General features: G+C 66.3%; 13 protein-coding genes. 8 read left to right on the plus strand and 5 right to left on the minus strand.

The window, feature by feature from the left end; all coding sequences use genetic code 11:
- The first annotated feature begins 56 nt into the window (after positions 1–56).
- The 4 genes from TVD_RS02200 to lpxC all read left to right on the plus strand — a co-directional run bounded on the left by TVD_RS02200 (position 57) and on the right by lpxC (position 4,341).
- On the plus strand, positions 57–779 hold the full coding sequence (locus tag TVD_RS02200; RefSeq protein ID WP_019571667.1) for a cell division protein FtsQ/DivIB: 723 nt from the start codon (positions 57–59) through the stop codon (positions 777–779).
- Between the two features lie 23 nt (positions 780–802).
- Positions 803–2,038 (plus strand): cell division protein FtsA, encoded by a 1,236-nt coding sequence (gene ftsA, locus TVD_RS02205; protein ID WP_018168223.1) that lies wholly within the window; start codon positions 803–805, stop codon positions 2,036–2,038.
- A gap of 100 nt (positions 2,039–2,138) precedes the next feature.
- Positions 2,139–3,296: a cell division protein FtsZ gene (gene ftsZ, locus TVD_RS02210; protein WP_018144460.1), complete on the plus strand. Its 1,158-nt coding sequence runs from the start codon at positions 2,139–2,141 to the stop codon at positions 3,294–3,296.
- Positions 3,297–3,420: 124 nt separating this feature from the next.
- Positions 3,421–4,341, plus strand: coding sequence for a UDP-3-O-acyl-N-acetylglucosamine deacetylase (lpxC, locus tag TVD_RS02215; RefSeq protein ID WP_231362625.1), 921 nt, complete (start codon positions 3,421–3,423; stop codon positions 4,339–4,341).
- Positions 4,342–4,373: 32 nt separating this feature from the next.
- Here the strand turns inward: lpxC and TVD_RS02220 are convergent, their stop codons facing one another.
- Complete coding sequence (locus tag TVD_RS02220) at positions 4,374–4,811, minus strand: DciA family protein (RefSeq protein ID WP_018939028.1); 438 nt, start codon at positions 4,809–4,811, stop codon at positions 4,374–4,376.
- 45 nt (positions 4,812–4,856) lie between these two features.
- Here TVD_RS02220 and TVD_RS02225 point away from each other — a divergent pair, with 45 nt between their 5' ends.
- The 4 genes from TVD_RS02225 to TVD_RS02240 all read left to right on the plus strand — a co-directional run bounded on the left by TVD_RS02225 (position 4,857) and on the right by TVD_RS02240 (position 10,847).
- Positions 4,857–5,747, plus strand: a complete 891-nt coding sequence (locus TVD_RS02225) for a M23 family metallopeptidase (protein WP_047250710.1) — start codon at positions 4,857–4,859, stop codon at positions 5,745–5,747.
- Positions 5,748–5,866: 119 nt separating this feature from the next.
- Positions 5,867–8,665, plus strand: a complete 2,799-nt coding sequence (gene secA / locus TVD_RS02230) for a preprotein translocase subunit SecA (protein WP_018939029.1) — start codon at positions 5,867–5,869, stop codon at positions 8,663–8,665.
- A gap of 15 nt (positions 8,666–8,680) precedes the next feature.
- Complete coding sequence (gene argJ / locus TVD_RS02235; protein WP_047250711.1) at positions 8,681–9,892, plus strand: bifunctional glutamate N-acetyltransferase/amino-acid acetyltransferase ArgJ; 1,212 nt, start codon at positions 8,681–8,683, stop codon at positions 9,890–9,892.
- Positions 9,873–10,847 (plus strand): Nudix family hydrolase, encoded by a 975-nt coding sequence (locus TVD_RS02240; protein WP_047250712.1) that lies wholly within the window; start codon positions 9,873–9,875, stop codon positions 10,845–10,847. Before argJ ends, TVD_RS02240 begins: the two co-directional genes overlap by 20 nt.
- Before the next feature lie 32 nt (positions 10,848–10,879).
- Here the strand turns inward: TVD_RS02240 and zapD are convergent, their stop codons facing one another.
- From zapD to TVD_RS02260, 4 genes are read right to left on the minus strand one after another with little or no spacing between them, the layout of a single operon-like run.
- Positions 10,880–11,650 carry a cell division protein ZapD gene (gene zapD, locus TVD_RS02245; protein WP_018939032.1) on the minus strand — a complete coding sequence of 257 codons (771 nt, stop codon included), beginning with the start codon at positions 11,648–11,650 and terminating at the stop codon, positions 10,880–10,882.
- Positions 11,651–11,709: 59 nt separating this feature from the next.
- Positions 11,710–12,354, minus strand: coding sequence for a dephospho-CoA kinase (coaE, locus tag TVD_RS02250; RefSeq protein ID WP_019563203.1), 645 nt, complete (start codon positions 12,352–12,354; stop codon positions 11,710–11,712).
- Positions 12,355–12,363: 9 nt separating this feature from the next.
- Complete coding sequence (locus tag TVD_RS02255; RefSeq protein WP_047250713.1) at positions 12,364–13,227, minus strand: prepilin peptidase; 864 nt, start codon at positions 13,225–13,227, stop codon at positions 12,364–12,366.
- Between the two features lie 3 nt (positions 13,228–13,230).
- On the minus strand, positions 13,231–14,442 hold the full coding sequence (locus TVD_RS02260; protein WP_018144450.1) for a type II secretion system F family protein: 1,212 nt from the start codon (positions 14,440–14,442) through the stop codon (positions 13,231–13,233).
- Position 14,443: the final 1 nt, after the last annotated feature.

A 14,443-nucleotide genomic window follows, 5' to 3' on the forward strand; every position in this document is an offset into this window, starting at 1 on the left:
GCACAACGCGACCCGCGCGCCGCCCGCAGGCGCGGGGACCGTCGCCGCTGCGCCGGATGGCTGGCCCGGGGCTGCGCCTGATGTCGGGCATGGGGCTGGCCGCGGTGCTGGTGCTGGGCGCGCTGGCCTGGTTGCAGTTCGACCCGGATGCCTGGTTGCCGATCGAGCATGTCGAGGTGACCGGCAATCCGCAGCATGCGGATGTCGCGGCGGTGCACGAGATGGTCCGGACCCATGCGCCGGGCTTCATCGGTGTCGAGCTCGAGCGCCTGCGCGTTGCGCTTGAGGGCCAGCCGTGGGTGGACGCAGTGCGCCTGCGGCGTCAGTGGCCGGACACCCTCGTGGTGGAGATTCACGAGCCGGTGCCGGTGGCGCAGTGGGGCGAGGACCATCTGGTCGATCGCCACGGGCGCCTGTTTGGCCCGGTGGCGCTGGATGACTGGGAGGGCCTGCCGGCACTCGCCGGGACCGACGGGCGGCAGGTGGTGCTGATGCATCGCTACCTGGAGGTCTCCGCACGCCTGGCCGATGCCGGGCTGGAGGTCGCCGGTCTCGAAGAGGGCGAACGCCACGACTGGACCATCCACCTGGCGGACGGCGTACGCGTGCTGATGGGGCGCGATGCCGATCTGGCACGACTGGGGCAACTGGTCCGCGCGGCCCCGGCGATTCGCGACTATCGCGAGGCGCCGGTGGAACGGATCGACCTGCGTTACCCCCACGGGCTGGCCGTGGCCTGGGCGGATGCGGCGGATGACGGTGCGGGGAACGCCCGATGACACGAACGACAGGACGCAGAAAGATGATGGCAAAGAAGTCGGAACCCGGTCTGATCGTCGGCCTGGACGTCGGCACCTCGAAGATCGAGGCGGTGGTCGGGGAGCTGACCGAGGAAGGCGAGATCGAGATCATCGGCATCGGTTCCTCGCCCTCGCGCGGGTTGAAGAAGGGCGTGGTCGTGAACATCGAGTCCACCGTCCAGTCGATCCAGCGCGCGGTGGAGGAGGCCGAGCTGATGGCCGGTTGCGAGATCCACTCGGTGTATACCGGGATCGCCGGCTCGCACATCAAGAGCTACAACTCCACCGGGGTGGTCGCGATCAAGGACGGCGAGGTGGTCGCCGGCGATGTGGACCGGGTGATCGACGCCGCGCGCGCCATCGCCATCCCGGCCGACCAGCGCATCCTCCACGTGCTGCCGCAGGAATACATCATCGACGAGCAGGAGGGCATCCGCGAGCCGATCGGGATGTCCGGGGTGCGGCTGGAGGCCAAGGTGCACCTGGTGACCGGGGCGGTCTCCGCCGCGCAGAACATCGTCAAGTGCGTGGAGCGCTGCGGACTGCGGGTGGACGACATCATCCTCGAGCAGCTCGCCTCCAGTTACTCGGTCCTGAGCGAGGACGAGAAGGACCTGGGCGTGTGTCTGGTGGACGTCGGCGGTGGCACCACGGACATCGCGGTGTTTGCCCACGGCGCGATCATGCACACCGCAGTCATCCCGATCGCCGGCGATCAGGTCACCAACGACATCGCGGTCGCGCTACGCACCCCGACCCAGTACGCCGAAGAACTCAAGATCAAGTACGCCTGCGCGCTGCGCTCGCTGGCCGATCCGAGCGAGAGCATCGAGGTGCCCGGTGTCGGCGATCGTGCCGCACGCAGGTTGTCGCGCCAGACGCTCGCCTCCGTGGTCGAGCCTCGCTACGAGGAATTGTTGCAGCTGGTGCAAGCGGAACTGCGCCGCAGCGGCACCGAAGAAATGATTGCCGCCGGAGTGGTGCTCACCGGTGGCTCGTCCCGAATGGAAGGTGTGGTGGACCTCGCCGAAGAGGTCTTTCACATGCCCGTACGCCTGGGGGTGCCGCAACGCGTCACCGGGCTCCTGGATGTTGTGAAGAATCCGATCCACGCGACGGGGGTGGGGCTGTTGCTCTACGCCCGCGAGTCGCGCGCGGAGCAGGAGGCCCGGCCCGTGAGCAGCGGGTTCCAGGGCGTATGGGCGCGCATGAAGCGCTGGTTTTCCGGACAGTTCTGATGATCGGGGCCCCGGAATTTTAGGAGGCCGGACCGCTCTCCGGCCATGACGCAGGTAAACAGAAGTTTATGTACTACACACGCAACGAGAGGACGCAATCATGACGTTCGAACTGATGGACACCTATAGCCAGAACGCGACGATCAAGGTCGTCGGCGTTGGGGGCGGCGGCGGCAACGCCGTGCAGCACATGGTCAACTCGCAGCTGGAAGGCGTCGATTTCATCTGTGCCAACACCGATGCCCAGGCTCTGAAGAGCCTGGATTCCAAGACGCTGCTGCAACTGGGCGGCGACATCACCAAGGGCCTGGGGGCCGGGGCGGATCCGTCGGTCGGTCGCGAGGCTGCACTGGAGGACCGTGAACGCATCCAGGATCTGTTGCAGGGCGCCGACATGGTCTTCATCACCGCCGGCATGGGCGGTGGTACGGGTACCGGTGCCGCCCCGGTGGTGGCGCAGATCGCCAAGGAGATGAACATCCTGACGGTCGCGGTGGTCACCAAGCCGTTCCCGTTCGAGGGCAAGCGCCGCATGCAGGTCGCGATGTCCGGGATCAAGGCGCTGACCGAACAGGTCGATTCCCTGATCACCATCCCCAACGAGAAGCTGCTGACGGTGCTGGGCAAGAACACCACGCTGCTGGATGCCTTCAAGGCTGCCAACGACGTGCTGTTCGGCGCGGTGCAGGGCATCGCCGAGCTGATCACCCGTCCGGGTCTGATCAACGTCGACTTTGCCGACGTGCGCAATGTGATGCGCGAGATGGGCATGGCGATGATGGGCACCGGCACCGGCACCGGCGAGGATCGTGCGCGCGAGGCCGCCGAAGCGGCGATCGCCAGCCCCTTGCTGGAGGACATCGATATCTCCGGTGCCCGCGGCATCCTGGTGAACGTGACCGGTGGCATGGATGTCGGGATCGGCGAGTTCGAGGAAGTCGGCGAGGCGGTGAAGGCCCTGGCCTCGGAAGATGCCAATGTCGTGGTCGGGACGGTCATCGACCCCGAGATGACCGACGAGCTGCGGGTGACCCTGGTGGCCACGGGACTTGGCGCGCCAGCGACGCAGTCCGAACGGCCGCAGGTACGAGTGGTCGATGCCCAGCCGAAGAGGGCCGTCGGCTCCGATGTCGAAGTCGACCTCGACCAGCCGACCGTCAAGCGGCGCGGCGGTGACAACCTGGCGGTCGACTACAATCAGCAGCAAGGCATTGATGTGCTGGATATTCCGGCCTTCCTGCGTAAACAAGCCGACTGAGAGCGGCTGTACATGCAGGGCGAGCGGAATCCTGCAATAATGCGGTAATCGTTGTGTGCATGAGGAGCCCGGGAGGGCCCGGGCTCCCCTTATGCGCTCTCCTGGAAGAGAGAGGCTCAATTCGTTGATCAGGCAAAGAACGCTCAAGAACAGCATTCGGGCGACCGGAGTGGGACTGCATACCGGAGAAAAGGTGGTGCTGACCCTGCGTCCGGCTCCGGTGAATACCGGGATTGTGTTCCATCGCTGCGATCTTGATCCGTCCGTGGAGATTCGCGCCTGTGCCGACAATGTCGGCGACACGCGGCTGTCCACCACGCTGGTCAATGGAGACGTCCGGGTTTCGACCGTGGAGCATTTGCTCTCGGCCATTGCCGGATTGGGAATCGACAACCTGCATGTCGATGTGAGCGCCGCCGAGGTGCCCATCATGGACGGCAGTGCCGGTCCCTTCGTGTTTCTGCTGCAGTCCGCCGGGCTGAAGGAGCAGGACGCGCCCAAGGAATTCATTCGGGTCAAGCGCAGCGTGGAAGTCCGCGAGGACGACAAGTGGGTGCGCTTTGATCCTTACGAGGGGTTCAAGGTCGGTTTCTGTATCGATTTCGAACACCCGATGTTTACCGACGGAAGCCAGCGCGCAGAGCTGGACTTCTCGTCCACCTCCTTTGTGAAGGAGGTCTCGCGTGCCCGGACCTTCGGGTTCATGCGCGACATCGAGGCCCTGCGGGCGAATCAGCTGGCGCTGGGCGGCAGCCTGGACAACGCCGTGGTCCTCGATGACTACAAGATCCTCAACGAAAACGGGCTGCGCTACGACAACGAACTGGTCAAGCACAAGATCCTCGACGTGGTCGGGGACCTGTACCTGCTCGGTCACAGCCTGATCGGTGCGTTCACTGGTCACAAGTCCGGGCATGCGCTGAACAACCAGCTGATCCGTCAGCTCCTGGCCGACGAGACCGCCTGGGAGAAGGTGACCTTCGAGGACCCGAGCGAACGCCTGCCGATCTCCTTCGGTCAGCTGGCGCCCACTCCAGCGGGCTGAGCAAAACCTGGAACACGGGTTCCAGGGTGAGGTCAGTCGGGCTTCGGTGACGGCCTGGCCGCCCGGGCGAGGCGTTCGAGGGCGCCGGCCAGCCCGGGGTCCTGGATGCTGCTGGCGGTATCGGCGAGGATGCGGCGGGCCGCATCCGGGATCTCGCGGCGCTCCAGTCGCGTGGTGGGCTGGGGGGGGCGTGGGGTGTTGGTCAGCCGGATACGTATCTGTTCGATGCCCTCGAAGCCCGCGGCACGCAAGGTCTTGAGCAGTTCGCGCTGCTGGAAGCGCAGTTCGGTGGCCAGCCCGCGGTTCGCGCAGATTGCAACCAGGGTGTCCTCGCGCAGGGTGAACGCCAGTCGGCCAGCCTGCAGGGCGTTGCCGACCAGTCCCTCGAGGGCGCGTTCCACGCCGCGGTCGCGGCTGGAGTGCGCGGAAAAGTCGCGGGCGATGAAGCGGGTAATCCGCTGCGGCGTCATCGAGGGACTCCGGCAGTCCGCGGCGGAAGGAGTGAGAGGAATCGCATGCAGCTGATCGTACTACGTCCGGATGGTCTTTGTGCACGTCTTCCGTTGTGGGGCGTGGCGCTGGCGGGCACCCTGCTCGCGCTGCTGGTGGTGGCGGCGGTTGTGACCGCCTACCTGGCGGGGCAAAGCCAGCGCGAGGTGGTCAGGATCCCGATCGCAAACACGCTGGATCCGATCGTGGTGGAGACGGCCGAACGCGAGGCAGCACGTGAAGGTTTGAACTACCTGGTGGACCGTGTGGTCGCGCTGGAACGCCAGCTGACGCGGGTGGATCTGCGCCTCCGCTCGGTTGGCGACTCCCTGGGGCTGGACGTGGCCGCACTGGAGCCGGAAGTTGGCGGCCAGGGCGGCCCGCTGCTGGACGGACCGGGTTCTCCGCTGGAGCTCCATGACCGCTTGCTGGCGCTGGAACACCTTCTGGGTCGTCGCAGCGTCGCCGTAGAGACGGTAGGTTCCGAGCTACGCCAGGAGGCGGCCCGCGAGGCGCTGTCCCCGCAGTTTCGTCCGGTGGAGGATGACGCCTGGATTAGCTCGGCGTTTGGTTATCGCGAAGACCCGTTCACCGGGAACCGCCGCTTCCACTCGGGGATGGATTTTGCCGGGCGGCCCGGCTCGGACATCCGCGCTGCGGGCGGCGGCCTGGTGGTATTCGCGGGCCGCCGGAGCAGCTACGGCAAGCTCGTCGAGATCGCGCACGGCGGCGGCTTGAATACGCGCTACGCACACAACGCGGAAATCCTGGTCGAGCCCGGGCAGCGCGTGGAGGCTGGCGAGGTGATCGCGAAGATGGGGCGCACCGGTCGCGCGACCGATACCCACCTGCACTACGAGGTGGTCGACGCCGGCCAGGCCCTGAATCCCTATCATTTTCTCCAGGATCGGGACTGACCCTCCGCGGTCCTTCTCGGCCCCGCAGGGGCATGACCGGCTGCGCGTCTCTTGGCCACAGCGTTTCCCTGACGGATCGTTTATCCTAGCCGGGTTTCAGCCAACCCTTTCGGATCCCCATGGTCAAGCAGCTCGTACAGAAGATTTTCGGTAGTCGCAACGATCGCATCCTCAAGCGCTACACCCGCGCGGTCGAGCGCATCAATGCCCTGGCCGACTCCACCGAGGCGTTGTCGCAGGACGAGCTGCGTCACAAGACACAGGAATTCCAGCGCCGCCTGGGCGAGGGCGAGAATCTGGAGAAGCTCCTGCCGGAGGCCTTCGCGGTCTGTCGCGCGATGAGTGCCCAGGTCCTGGGGCTGCGCCACTTCGACGTCCAGTTGATCGGCGGTATGGTTCTCAACGACGGTCGCATCGCCGAGATGCGCACGGGTGAGGGCAAGACCCTGGTCGCGACCCTGCCCGCCTATCTCAATGCATTGACCGGCGACGGCGTGCATGTGGTGACGGTGAACGACTACCTGGCCCGCCGCGATGCGGCCTGGATGGGGCGGCTCTACCACGCATTGGGTCTGACGGTCGGCGTGGTGAATAGCTCCGGCGGTCTGGGGGTGGATTCCGCCTCCTATCTCTTTGACCCGGAGTACCACGCAGAAGAAGGCGGGTTCGATCAGATGCGTCCGGCGACCCGGCGCGAGGCCTATGCCGCCGATATTACCTACGGCACGAACAACGAGTTCGGCTTCGACTATCTGCGCGACAACATGGCCTTCTCGGCCGATCAGCGCGTGCAGCGCGCACTCAACTTTGCGGTGGTCGACGAGGTCGACTCCATCCTCATCGACGAGGCGCGGACCCCGCTGATCATCTCCGGCCCCAGCGGCGACAGCTCCGAGCTCTACGAGCGGCTGAACACCATCCCGGCCCAGCTGACCCGTCAGGAAGACGAAGAGAGCGAGGGTGACTACTTCGTCGACGAGAAGGCCAAGCAGGTCTTCCTCAGCGAGGAGGGTCACGAGAAGGCCGAGGAACTCCTGCGCCAGGCCGGCTTGCTGGAGGAGTACCAGACCCTGTACGACTCTGCGAGCATCGCGGTACTGCATCACCTGAATGCGGCCCTGCGTGCCCACGCGCTGTTCCACCGCGACGTCGACTACCTGGTGCGCGACAACAAGGTCCAGATCATCGACGAGTTTACCGGCCGCATCATGGGTGGCCGGCGCTGGTCGGAGGGACTGCACCAGGCGATCGAGGCCAAGGAAGGGGTTCCGATCCAGCGCGAGAACCAGACGCTGGCGTCGATCACCTTCCAGAACTATTTCCGCCTGTACGAGAAGCTCGCAGGGATGACCGGTACGGCCGATACCGAGGCCTACGAGTTCCAGACCATCTATGGCCTGGAAGTGGTCGTGATCCCCGGCAACAAGCCGCTGGTGCGCGACGACATGCAGGACCTGGTCTTCCTGACCCAGGAGGAGAAGTACACCGCCATCATCAAGGAGATCCAGTGGTGCGTGGATCGCGGTCAACCGGTCCTGGTGGGGACGGCCTCGGTGGAGAGTTCCGAGCGGCTGGCTGAAGCGCTGAAGAAGACCGGGATCTCGTTCGAGGTGCTGAACGCCAAGCAGCACGAGCGCGAGGCCGCGATCATCGCCCAGGCGGGTCGCCCGAAGGCGGTGACGTTGGCAACCAACATGGCCGGCCGTGGTACCGATATCGTGCTGGGGGGGGCGCTGGATGCCGAACTGGCCGAAGTCGACCCGGACGACAGCGCCCAGCAGGAGGCAATCCGGGCCGACTGGCAGGCCCGTCATGACACGGTGATCGAGGCCGGTGGTCTGCACATCATTGGCTCCGAACGCCATGAGTCGCGACGGATCGACAACCAGTTGCGCGGGCGCTCCGGCCGCCAGGGTGACGCGGGCTCCAGCCGCTTCTTCCTGTCGCTGGAAGACAACCTGATGCGGGTGTTTGCATCCGAGCGTGTGCGCAGCCTGATGCAGCGTCTGGGCATGAAGGAGGGCGAGGCGATCGAGAACGCCTGGGTCTCGCGCGCCATCGAGAATGCGCAGCGCAAGGTCGAGGCGCACAACTTCGATATCCGCAAGCAGCTGCTGGAATACGACGACGTCGCCAATGATCAGCGCCGGGTGATCTACGACCAGCGTGCTGAATTGCTGACCACCGAGGACATCAGCGAAACCATCGACACCTTGGTGGAGGATGTGGTCAACGCCCTGATCAACCCGTACATGCCGCCGGGATCGATCGAGGACGAATGGGACATCCAGGGCCTGCAGCAGGCCCTGAACGGCGAGTTCGGGCTCGACCTTCCGGTCCAGCAGTGGCTGGACGACGAGGACGACCTGCACGAGGAGCCGTTGCGCGAGCGGATCATCGGGCATGCCCGCGCGCTGCTGACCCGGAAGCGCGAGCAGCTGGGTGACGAGACCATGAACCGCCTGCAGCGCGACGTGATGCTGCAGGTCCTGGACAGCCAGTGGAAGGAACACCTGGCGGCGATGGACTACCTGCGCCAGGGTATTGGGTTGCGTGGCTACGCCCAGCGCAACCCGAAGCAGGAGTACAAGAAGGAAGCCTTCGCGATGTTCCAGTCCCTGCTGGAACGCATCAAGCACGACGTGGTGAAGTTCCTGCTGCGCATGCAATTGCGCTCACCGGAGGAGGTCGAGGCATTGCAGCCGAAGAAGGCGGCCCCCGCCGAGGATGATCTGCAGTTCCAGCACCAGAACCCCGACAGCCCCCTGAAGGCTGGAGCCGAAGGTGACGCCGAGCCGCGCGAACCGGTTGCGAGCGGCGAGGCCCCCTACCGACGCGACGAGCCCAAGCTGGGCCGCAACGAGCCCTGCTGGTGTGGTTCGGGCAAGAAGTTCAAGCATTGCCACGGCAAGCTGTAGGGAGACACTGAGCCCATGGCCGTAGGATTGAACGCCCCGGAGGCGCTGCAACCGGTACCGGGGATTCGCGTGGCCGCGGTCGCGGCAGGGATTCGCTATCCCGGGCGCGACGATCTGGTGTTGATCGATGCCGGCCCCGACGCGACCGTTGCGGCGCTTTATACCAACAATGCCTTTCGCGCCGCGCCGGTCGTGGTTGCCGCGGAGCACCAGGCGGCGGGCGGGGCACGCTGGCTGCTGATCAACGCCGGTAATGCCAATGCCGGGACCGGTGCGCCCGGGCTCGCCGCCGCGCGCACCTGCTGCGAGGCCCTGGCCGCGGTTACGGGCGACCCGGCGGAGGCAGTCCTGCCCTTTTCCACCGGGGTGATCGGCGAGCCGCTGCCGGTGGAACGCATCATCGGGGCGCTGCCCTTGCTGCACGCGGGCCTGGCGCCCAATGCCTGGATGCAGGCGGGACGCGCGATCATGACCACTGACACCGTGCTCAAGGGTGTCAGCCGTCGGGTCGCACTGTCGCAGGGCGAGGTGACCCTGACCGGTATCGCCAAGGGTTCGGGGATGATCCACCCCGACATGGCGACCATGCTGGCGTTTATCGGGACCGACCTTGCCATCGAGGCGCAGGCGCTGGACGGTCTGCTGCGCGAGGCCAATCGCGACAGCTTCAACGCGATCACCGTGGACGGGGATACCTCCACAAACGACGCCGTGGTGGTGATGGCCAGTGGCGCGAGTGGGGCGGGGCTCGTCACAGCGGAGGACCGGGTCGCATTTTCCGCGGCTCTGGACGCGGTCTGCCTGGAGCTGGCCCAGGCGATCGTCCGGGATGGCGAGGGCGCCACCAAGTTCGTGACCGTCGAGGTGGTGGGTGCGCGGTCGCGTGAGGAGGCGGCGCAGGTCGCCGAGACCGTCGCGCTGTCCCCGCTGGTCAAGACTGCGCTGTTCGCCTCCGATCCCAATTGGGGCCGCATCCTCGCGGCCGTGGGGCGCGCCGGGGTGCCGGATCTGGTGATCGAGCGCGTGGCGATCCGTGTGAATGACGTCGAGATTGTCCGCGACGGCGGGCGTGCCCCGGAATACGCCGAGGCCGACGGCCAGCGTGCCTTCGACGCCGAGGAGATCCACATCCGGATCGACCTGGGCCGGGGTGACGCGCGGACGCGCAAGTACACCTGCGACTTCTCCCACGAGTACGTGCGCATCAATGCCGAATACCGGTCCTGAGCCGGCGTCTTCCCCTCCGGTCGAGGTCGCGATCGGACTGATCCGCGACAACCAGGGTCGCGTGCTGGTTACGCGTCGCAAGGACGCGCAACACCTGGCCGGACTGTGGGAGTTTCCCGGGGGCAAAATCGAGAGCGGCGAACCCCCCACGGTGGCTCTGCAGCGTGAACTCGACGAGGAGCTTGGCGTCGGCGTCGATTCGGCGGTTCAGTGTCTGACGATCGACCACGACTATGGGGCGCTCGCGGTTCGTCTGCATGTGTTCCGCGTCACGGCCTGGTCGGGTGCGCCCCATGGCCGCGAGGCCCAGCCTATGGAGTGGCGTGCCCCGCTGGACCTGGACCCCGCGGATTTCCCGGCGGCGAATCGCCCGATGCTCAACGTCTTGCGCCTGCCCGAGCGTTATCTGATCACACCGTCACCGGACGACGCCGCGCAGGCCGCTGCCATCGCCGACCAAGTAACCCAGGCCCTGCGTGCGGGCCAGGCTGACATGGTTCAGGTGCGTGCGCCGGACTTGGGCCGGGTCGACTATTGCGAATTTCTCGCGGCGATCACAGGGCCCGCCGATGCCCTGGGCATCCCGGTCCTGGCGAATGCGCCACCGGATTGGCTGGCGGATTTTCCGCGGGTGGGGTTGCATCTGCCCGAGCGGCGTTGGCGCGCGCTGGATGCGCGTCCGGCGTCCGCTGGCTGGGTGGCCGCCTCGGTTCACGACCGTGCCGGTCTCGAGCGGACGGCGGCCCTGGGGCTGGATTTCGTGGTGCTGGGGCCGGTGCAGGCGACCGCAACGCACCCCGGTGCCGAGGCGCTGGGCTGGGGGCGTTTCGCGGACTGGGTGCGGGGTGCGGCGCTGCCGGTCTATGCGCTCGGCGGGATGTCTGTCGTCAGCCTGCCCCGGGCGCGGGCGGCCGGTGCGCAGGGTATTGCGGCCATTCGGGGCTTGCTGGACTGAATCCGGGCCTTCCACGCGCCCAGGGCCCTGCCTCAGATCGCGCAGCAGCAGAGCCGGAACGGAACGTCGACATGGGCCGGTACGGGGCGTTCGCGGAAATCGCCGGGGGCGAAGAAGCGCACAGTAAAGCGCTGGCGCCCGCCGCTGATTTCCGGGTAGACCCCCAGCGCGGGGTCGACCGTTACCCGGATCAGTTGCCACGCGTGGGCGGTATCGAGATTGCGCTCGAAGTACCCGTCCTCGGCCGTCACCGGCTCCGCGTTGCCCGAGTGGCGCATGTAGCGCAGCACCTGGGCGGTTGCCTCGGCCACGGTGTTCAGCGGTTGGAACCATTCCAGAAGAAGCTCGGTACGCGCCTGATTCGGCTGGGCCAGCCAGTAGTGGTAGATCGGCAGGTCGAAGTCGAAGGCCCCGCCGGGCAGGGCCATGCGCTGGCGCACGCTGGAGAAAAACTCGCTGCCGCGCACGCGGTGATCGAGCGCGCCGGCCTGTTCCTCCAGGGCGTCGTGCAACCGCTTCTGTGCATCCATGGTCTCGCGAAAGCGATCGGCATCGATGCCCGGCTGGTTGGCCAGTCGGGTCAGGTTGACCGTCTGGCGCTCGATCTCGCCCATCAGCTCGCGCTTGATGTCTACCCGGGTGACCAGGGCATAGATGTCCACCAGCGAGACCAGGGCCTCGTGATGATCGAAGGCCCGCCCGGACTCCAGTGCATCCCCGAAGCGTGCGTTCAGGGCCTCCAGCCGCAGCAGGAGGCGTACACGTTCATGCAGCGGTTGTTCAAAGGTCAGGGATTGGCTCACGACGGACCCGTTGGGCAGGAGGACTGGAGGCGCATGCTGGTCCAGGAACTTCCGCAGTATCAGCTATTCGGGGGGCGGTTTTCCACCCGCGAGCGGATGGTGGTGGCCAGCTCGCGCAGGGCAGTGTCGCGTTCTGCTACCTGGTTCGCCAGTTCGGCATCCGACGTCTGTTCGGTATTGAGGATCTCGCTGTCCCCGCGTCGGCGGCGCTCGTCGGGGTTCATCTGGACCTCGAGGATGGCCTCTACCTCGGCGCTGCTGCGGCCATCCCGCTGGGTTACGCGTGCGATCTGTTCGCCGGGTTCGCAATGGACCACGACGACGTGATCGAAACGCGCCTCCCAGCCGGCCTCGAACAGCAGGGGCACCACGATCACGGCATAGGGTGTGGTCTCTGGTAGCGCGGCGAGGCGTTGTTCGATAGCGGCCTCCACCGCCGGGTGAACCAGTGCCTCCAGGGCCTGGCGTTCGGCCGGGTCGGCAAAGATCCGGCTGCGCAAGGCGCCGCGGTCCAGGTGGCCGCGGGCATCGAGTATGCCGGGGCCAAAGCGGTCCACGATGGCCGCGTAGAGATCGTGTCCCGGCGTCTGGAGTTCGCGGTTCAGGGTGTCGGCATCCAGTACCGGTGCCCCGAGGCTGGCGAAGAGCCCTGCAACGCGACTCTTGCCGCAGCCGATCCCCCCGGTGAGTCCGACCCGCAGCATGACGTTCGCCTAAAACCCTTGCGGGAAATAGAGGGCCAGCAGCTCGTCGCCCCAGATCAAGGCGAGCCACCCGGCAGCGGCGAGATAGGGCCCGAATGGGATCGGGATGTTGCGATCGCGCCCGCGCAGCAGGATCAGCGCGATCCCGACCACCGCGCCGACCAGTGAGGCCAGTAGCAGGATGACCGGCAGTGCCTGCCAGCCGAGCCACGCGCCCAGCGCCGCCAGCAGTTTGAAGTCACCGAAGCCCATGCCTTCCTTGCCGGTCAGCAGGCGGAAGCCGTGGAAGATCAGCCACAAGGTCAGGTAACCGGCCGCAGCACCGATCACGGCGGACTGCAGGTCGGTGAAGGTACCGGGGATGTTGACCAGCAGCCCGAGCCACAAAAGCGGCAGGGTGAGCTGATCGGGGAGTAGCGTCGTCCGGGCATCGATCCCGGAGGCGGCGATCAGTACGGCCGTGAAGACCAGCGCCAGTAGCCCGGCGCTACCGGGCCCCAGGTGCCAGACCGTTACCACGAAGAGCAGCGCGGTGAGTGCCTCCACTGCGGGATACTGCCAACTGATGCGGGTGCCACACCCGGGGCAGCGACCGCGCAGGAACAGGAAGCTGAGAATGGGCACGTTTTCCAGCGCCCGGATCGGGCGCTGGCATTGCGGGCAGCGCGAGCGCGGGCGGATCAGGTCGAATCGCACGCGCTCGTCGTTCGGCGCGTGCTCGAGAATCGCGCGCGCCTCGGTCTCCCATTCGCGTTCCAGCATCACCGGGAGGCGTGCGATCACCACGTTCAGGAAGCTGCCGATCAGCAGCCCGAACACCCCGGCAACCGGCAGTGCCCAGCCGCCCAGTTGGGCTCCGATCTCGGCCAGCATCCCTTAGATCACCTGACCCATCTGGAAGATGGGCAGGTACATGGCGATGACCAGGCCGCCGACCAGCACGCCGAGGACCACCATGATCAGCGGTTCCAGCAGGCTGGACAGGCTGTCCACGGCGTTGTCGACCTCTTCCTCGTAGAAATCCGCGACTTTCGACAGCATTGAATCCAGCGAGCCGGATTCCTCGCCAATCGCGACCATCTGCACCACCATGTTGGGGAACACGGCGGTATTGCGCATGGACCACTGCAATTGGCCGCCGGCCTCGGTCTCGTCGCGCATGCGCAGGGTGGCTTCTCGGTAGACGGCGTTGCCGGTGGCGCCGGAGACCGAGGTCAGGGCATCCACCAGCGGCACCCCGGCGGAGAACATGGTCGACAGCGTTCGCGCAAAGCGGGCGATGGCGGCCTTGCGCAGGATCGGGCCAAAAGCCGGGGCCTTGAGGACCATGATGTCGAGGAAACGGGCGAAGCGTGGCAGCCGCCGCCGGGCCTGAACGAAGACGAATCCGATGGCGACCATGACCCCGAGGATGGCCCACCACCAGCTCTGGGTGAACTCCGAGAGGTCGACCACCATGCGGGTGAATACCGGGAGGTCGGCACCGAACCCGGTAAACAGGGCCTCGAACTGCGGGACCACGTAGATCAGCAGGATCGCGGTCACCACGATGGCGACCACAACCACTGCGGCCGGATAGAACAGGGCCTTCTTGATCTTGCCCTTCAGGGCCTCGGTCTTTTCCTTGTAGGTGGCGACCTTGTCCAGCAGGGTCTCGAGTGTCCCCGCCTGCTCGCCGGCCTCGACCAGATTGGTGACCAGGTCGTCGAAATGTCTCGGGTGCTTGGACAGGGCCTGGGCAAACGTCTCGCCGCCCTCGACGTCTGCCTTCAGTTTCAGGACCAGATCGCGCATCGCGGGCTTCTCGTTCCCGCGGCCGACGATCTCGAAGGCCTGCACCAGGGGCACGCCGGACTCCAGCATCGTGGTCATCTGGCGCAGGAAGTAGGCGATGTCCGCGGGGACGACCTTCTTTTTTCCACCGGAGAGAAGCGACTTTGGCTTCTTGCGGATCTTGATGACGTTGATGCCGTTCTTGCGCAGCTCGGCACGGGCCGTGGCCTCGTTGTCGGCCGGAGTCTCGCCCTTGATCCGGGCGCCGTTCTTGTTCAGTCCTTCCCAGGTGTAGATCGTCCCGGAGTCGGCCATC

This window comes from Thioalkalivibrio versutus (assembly GCF_001020955.1).
Taxonomy (GTDB): domain Bacteria; phylum Pseudomonadota; class Gammaproteobacteria; order Ectothiorhodospirales; family Ectothiorhodospiraceae; genus Thioalkalivibrio; species Thioalkalivibrio versutus.

Coding starts and splice junctions, on each gene's coding strand:
- TVD_RS02220 (WP_018939028.1), bottom strand. CDS start 4,811: ATGACGCCGCAGCGGATTACCCGCTTCATCGCCCGCGACTTTTCCGCG.
- argJ (WP_047250711.1), top strand. CDS start 8,681: ATGGCCGTAGGATTGAACGCCCCGGAGGCGCTGCAACCGGTACCGGGG.
- ftsA (WP_018168223.1), top strand. CDS start 803: ATGATGGCAAAGAAGTCGGAACCCGGTCTGATCGTCGGCCTGGACGTC.
- ftsZ (WP_018144460.1), top strand. CDS start 2,139: ATGACGTTCGAACTGATGGACACCTATAGCCAGAACGCGACGATCAAG.
- secA (WP_018939029.1), top strand. CDS start 5,867: ATGGTCAAGCAGCTCGTACAGAAGATTTTCGGTAGTCGCAACGATCGC.
- TVD_RS02200 (WP_019571667.1), top strand. CDS start 57: ATGGCTGGCCCGGGGCTGCGCCTGATGTCGGGCATGGGGCTGGCCGCG.
- TVD_RS02225 (WP_047250710.1), top strand. CDS start 4,857: ATGCAGCTGATCGTACTACGTCCGGATGGTCTTTGTGCACGTCTTCCG.
- TVD_RS02240 (WP_047250712.1), top strand. CDS start 9,873: ATGCCGAATACCGGTCCTGAGCCGGCGTCTTCCCCTCCGGTCGAGGTC.
- coaE (WP_019563203.1), bottom strand. CDS start 12,354: ATGCTGCGGGTCGGACTCACCGGGGGGATCGGCTGCGGCAAGAGTCGC.
- TVD_RS02255 (WP_047250713.1), bottom strand. CDS start 13,227: ATGCTGGCCGAGATCGGAGCCCAACTGGGCGGCTGGGCACTGCCGGTT.
- TVD_RS02260 (WP_018144450.1), bottom strand. CDS start 14,442: ATGGCCGACTCCGGGACGATCTACACCTGGGAAGGACTGAACAAGAAC.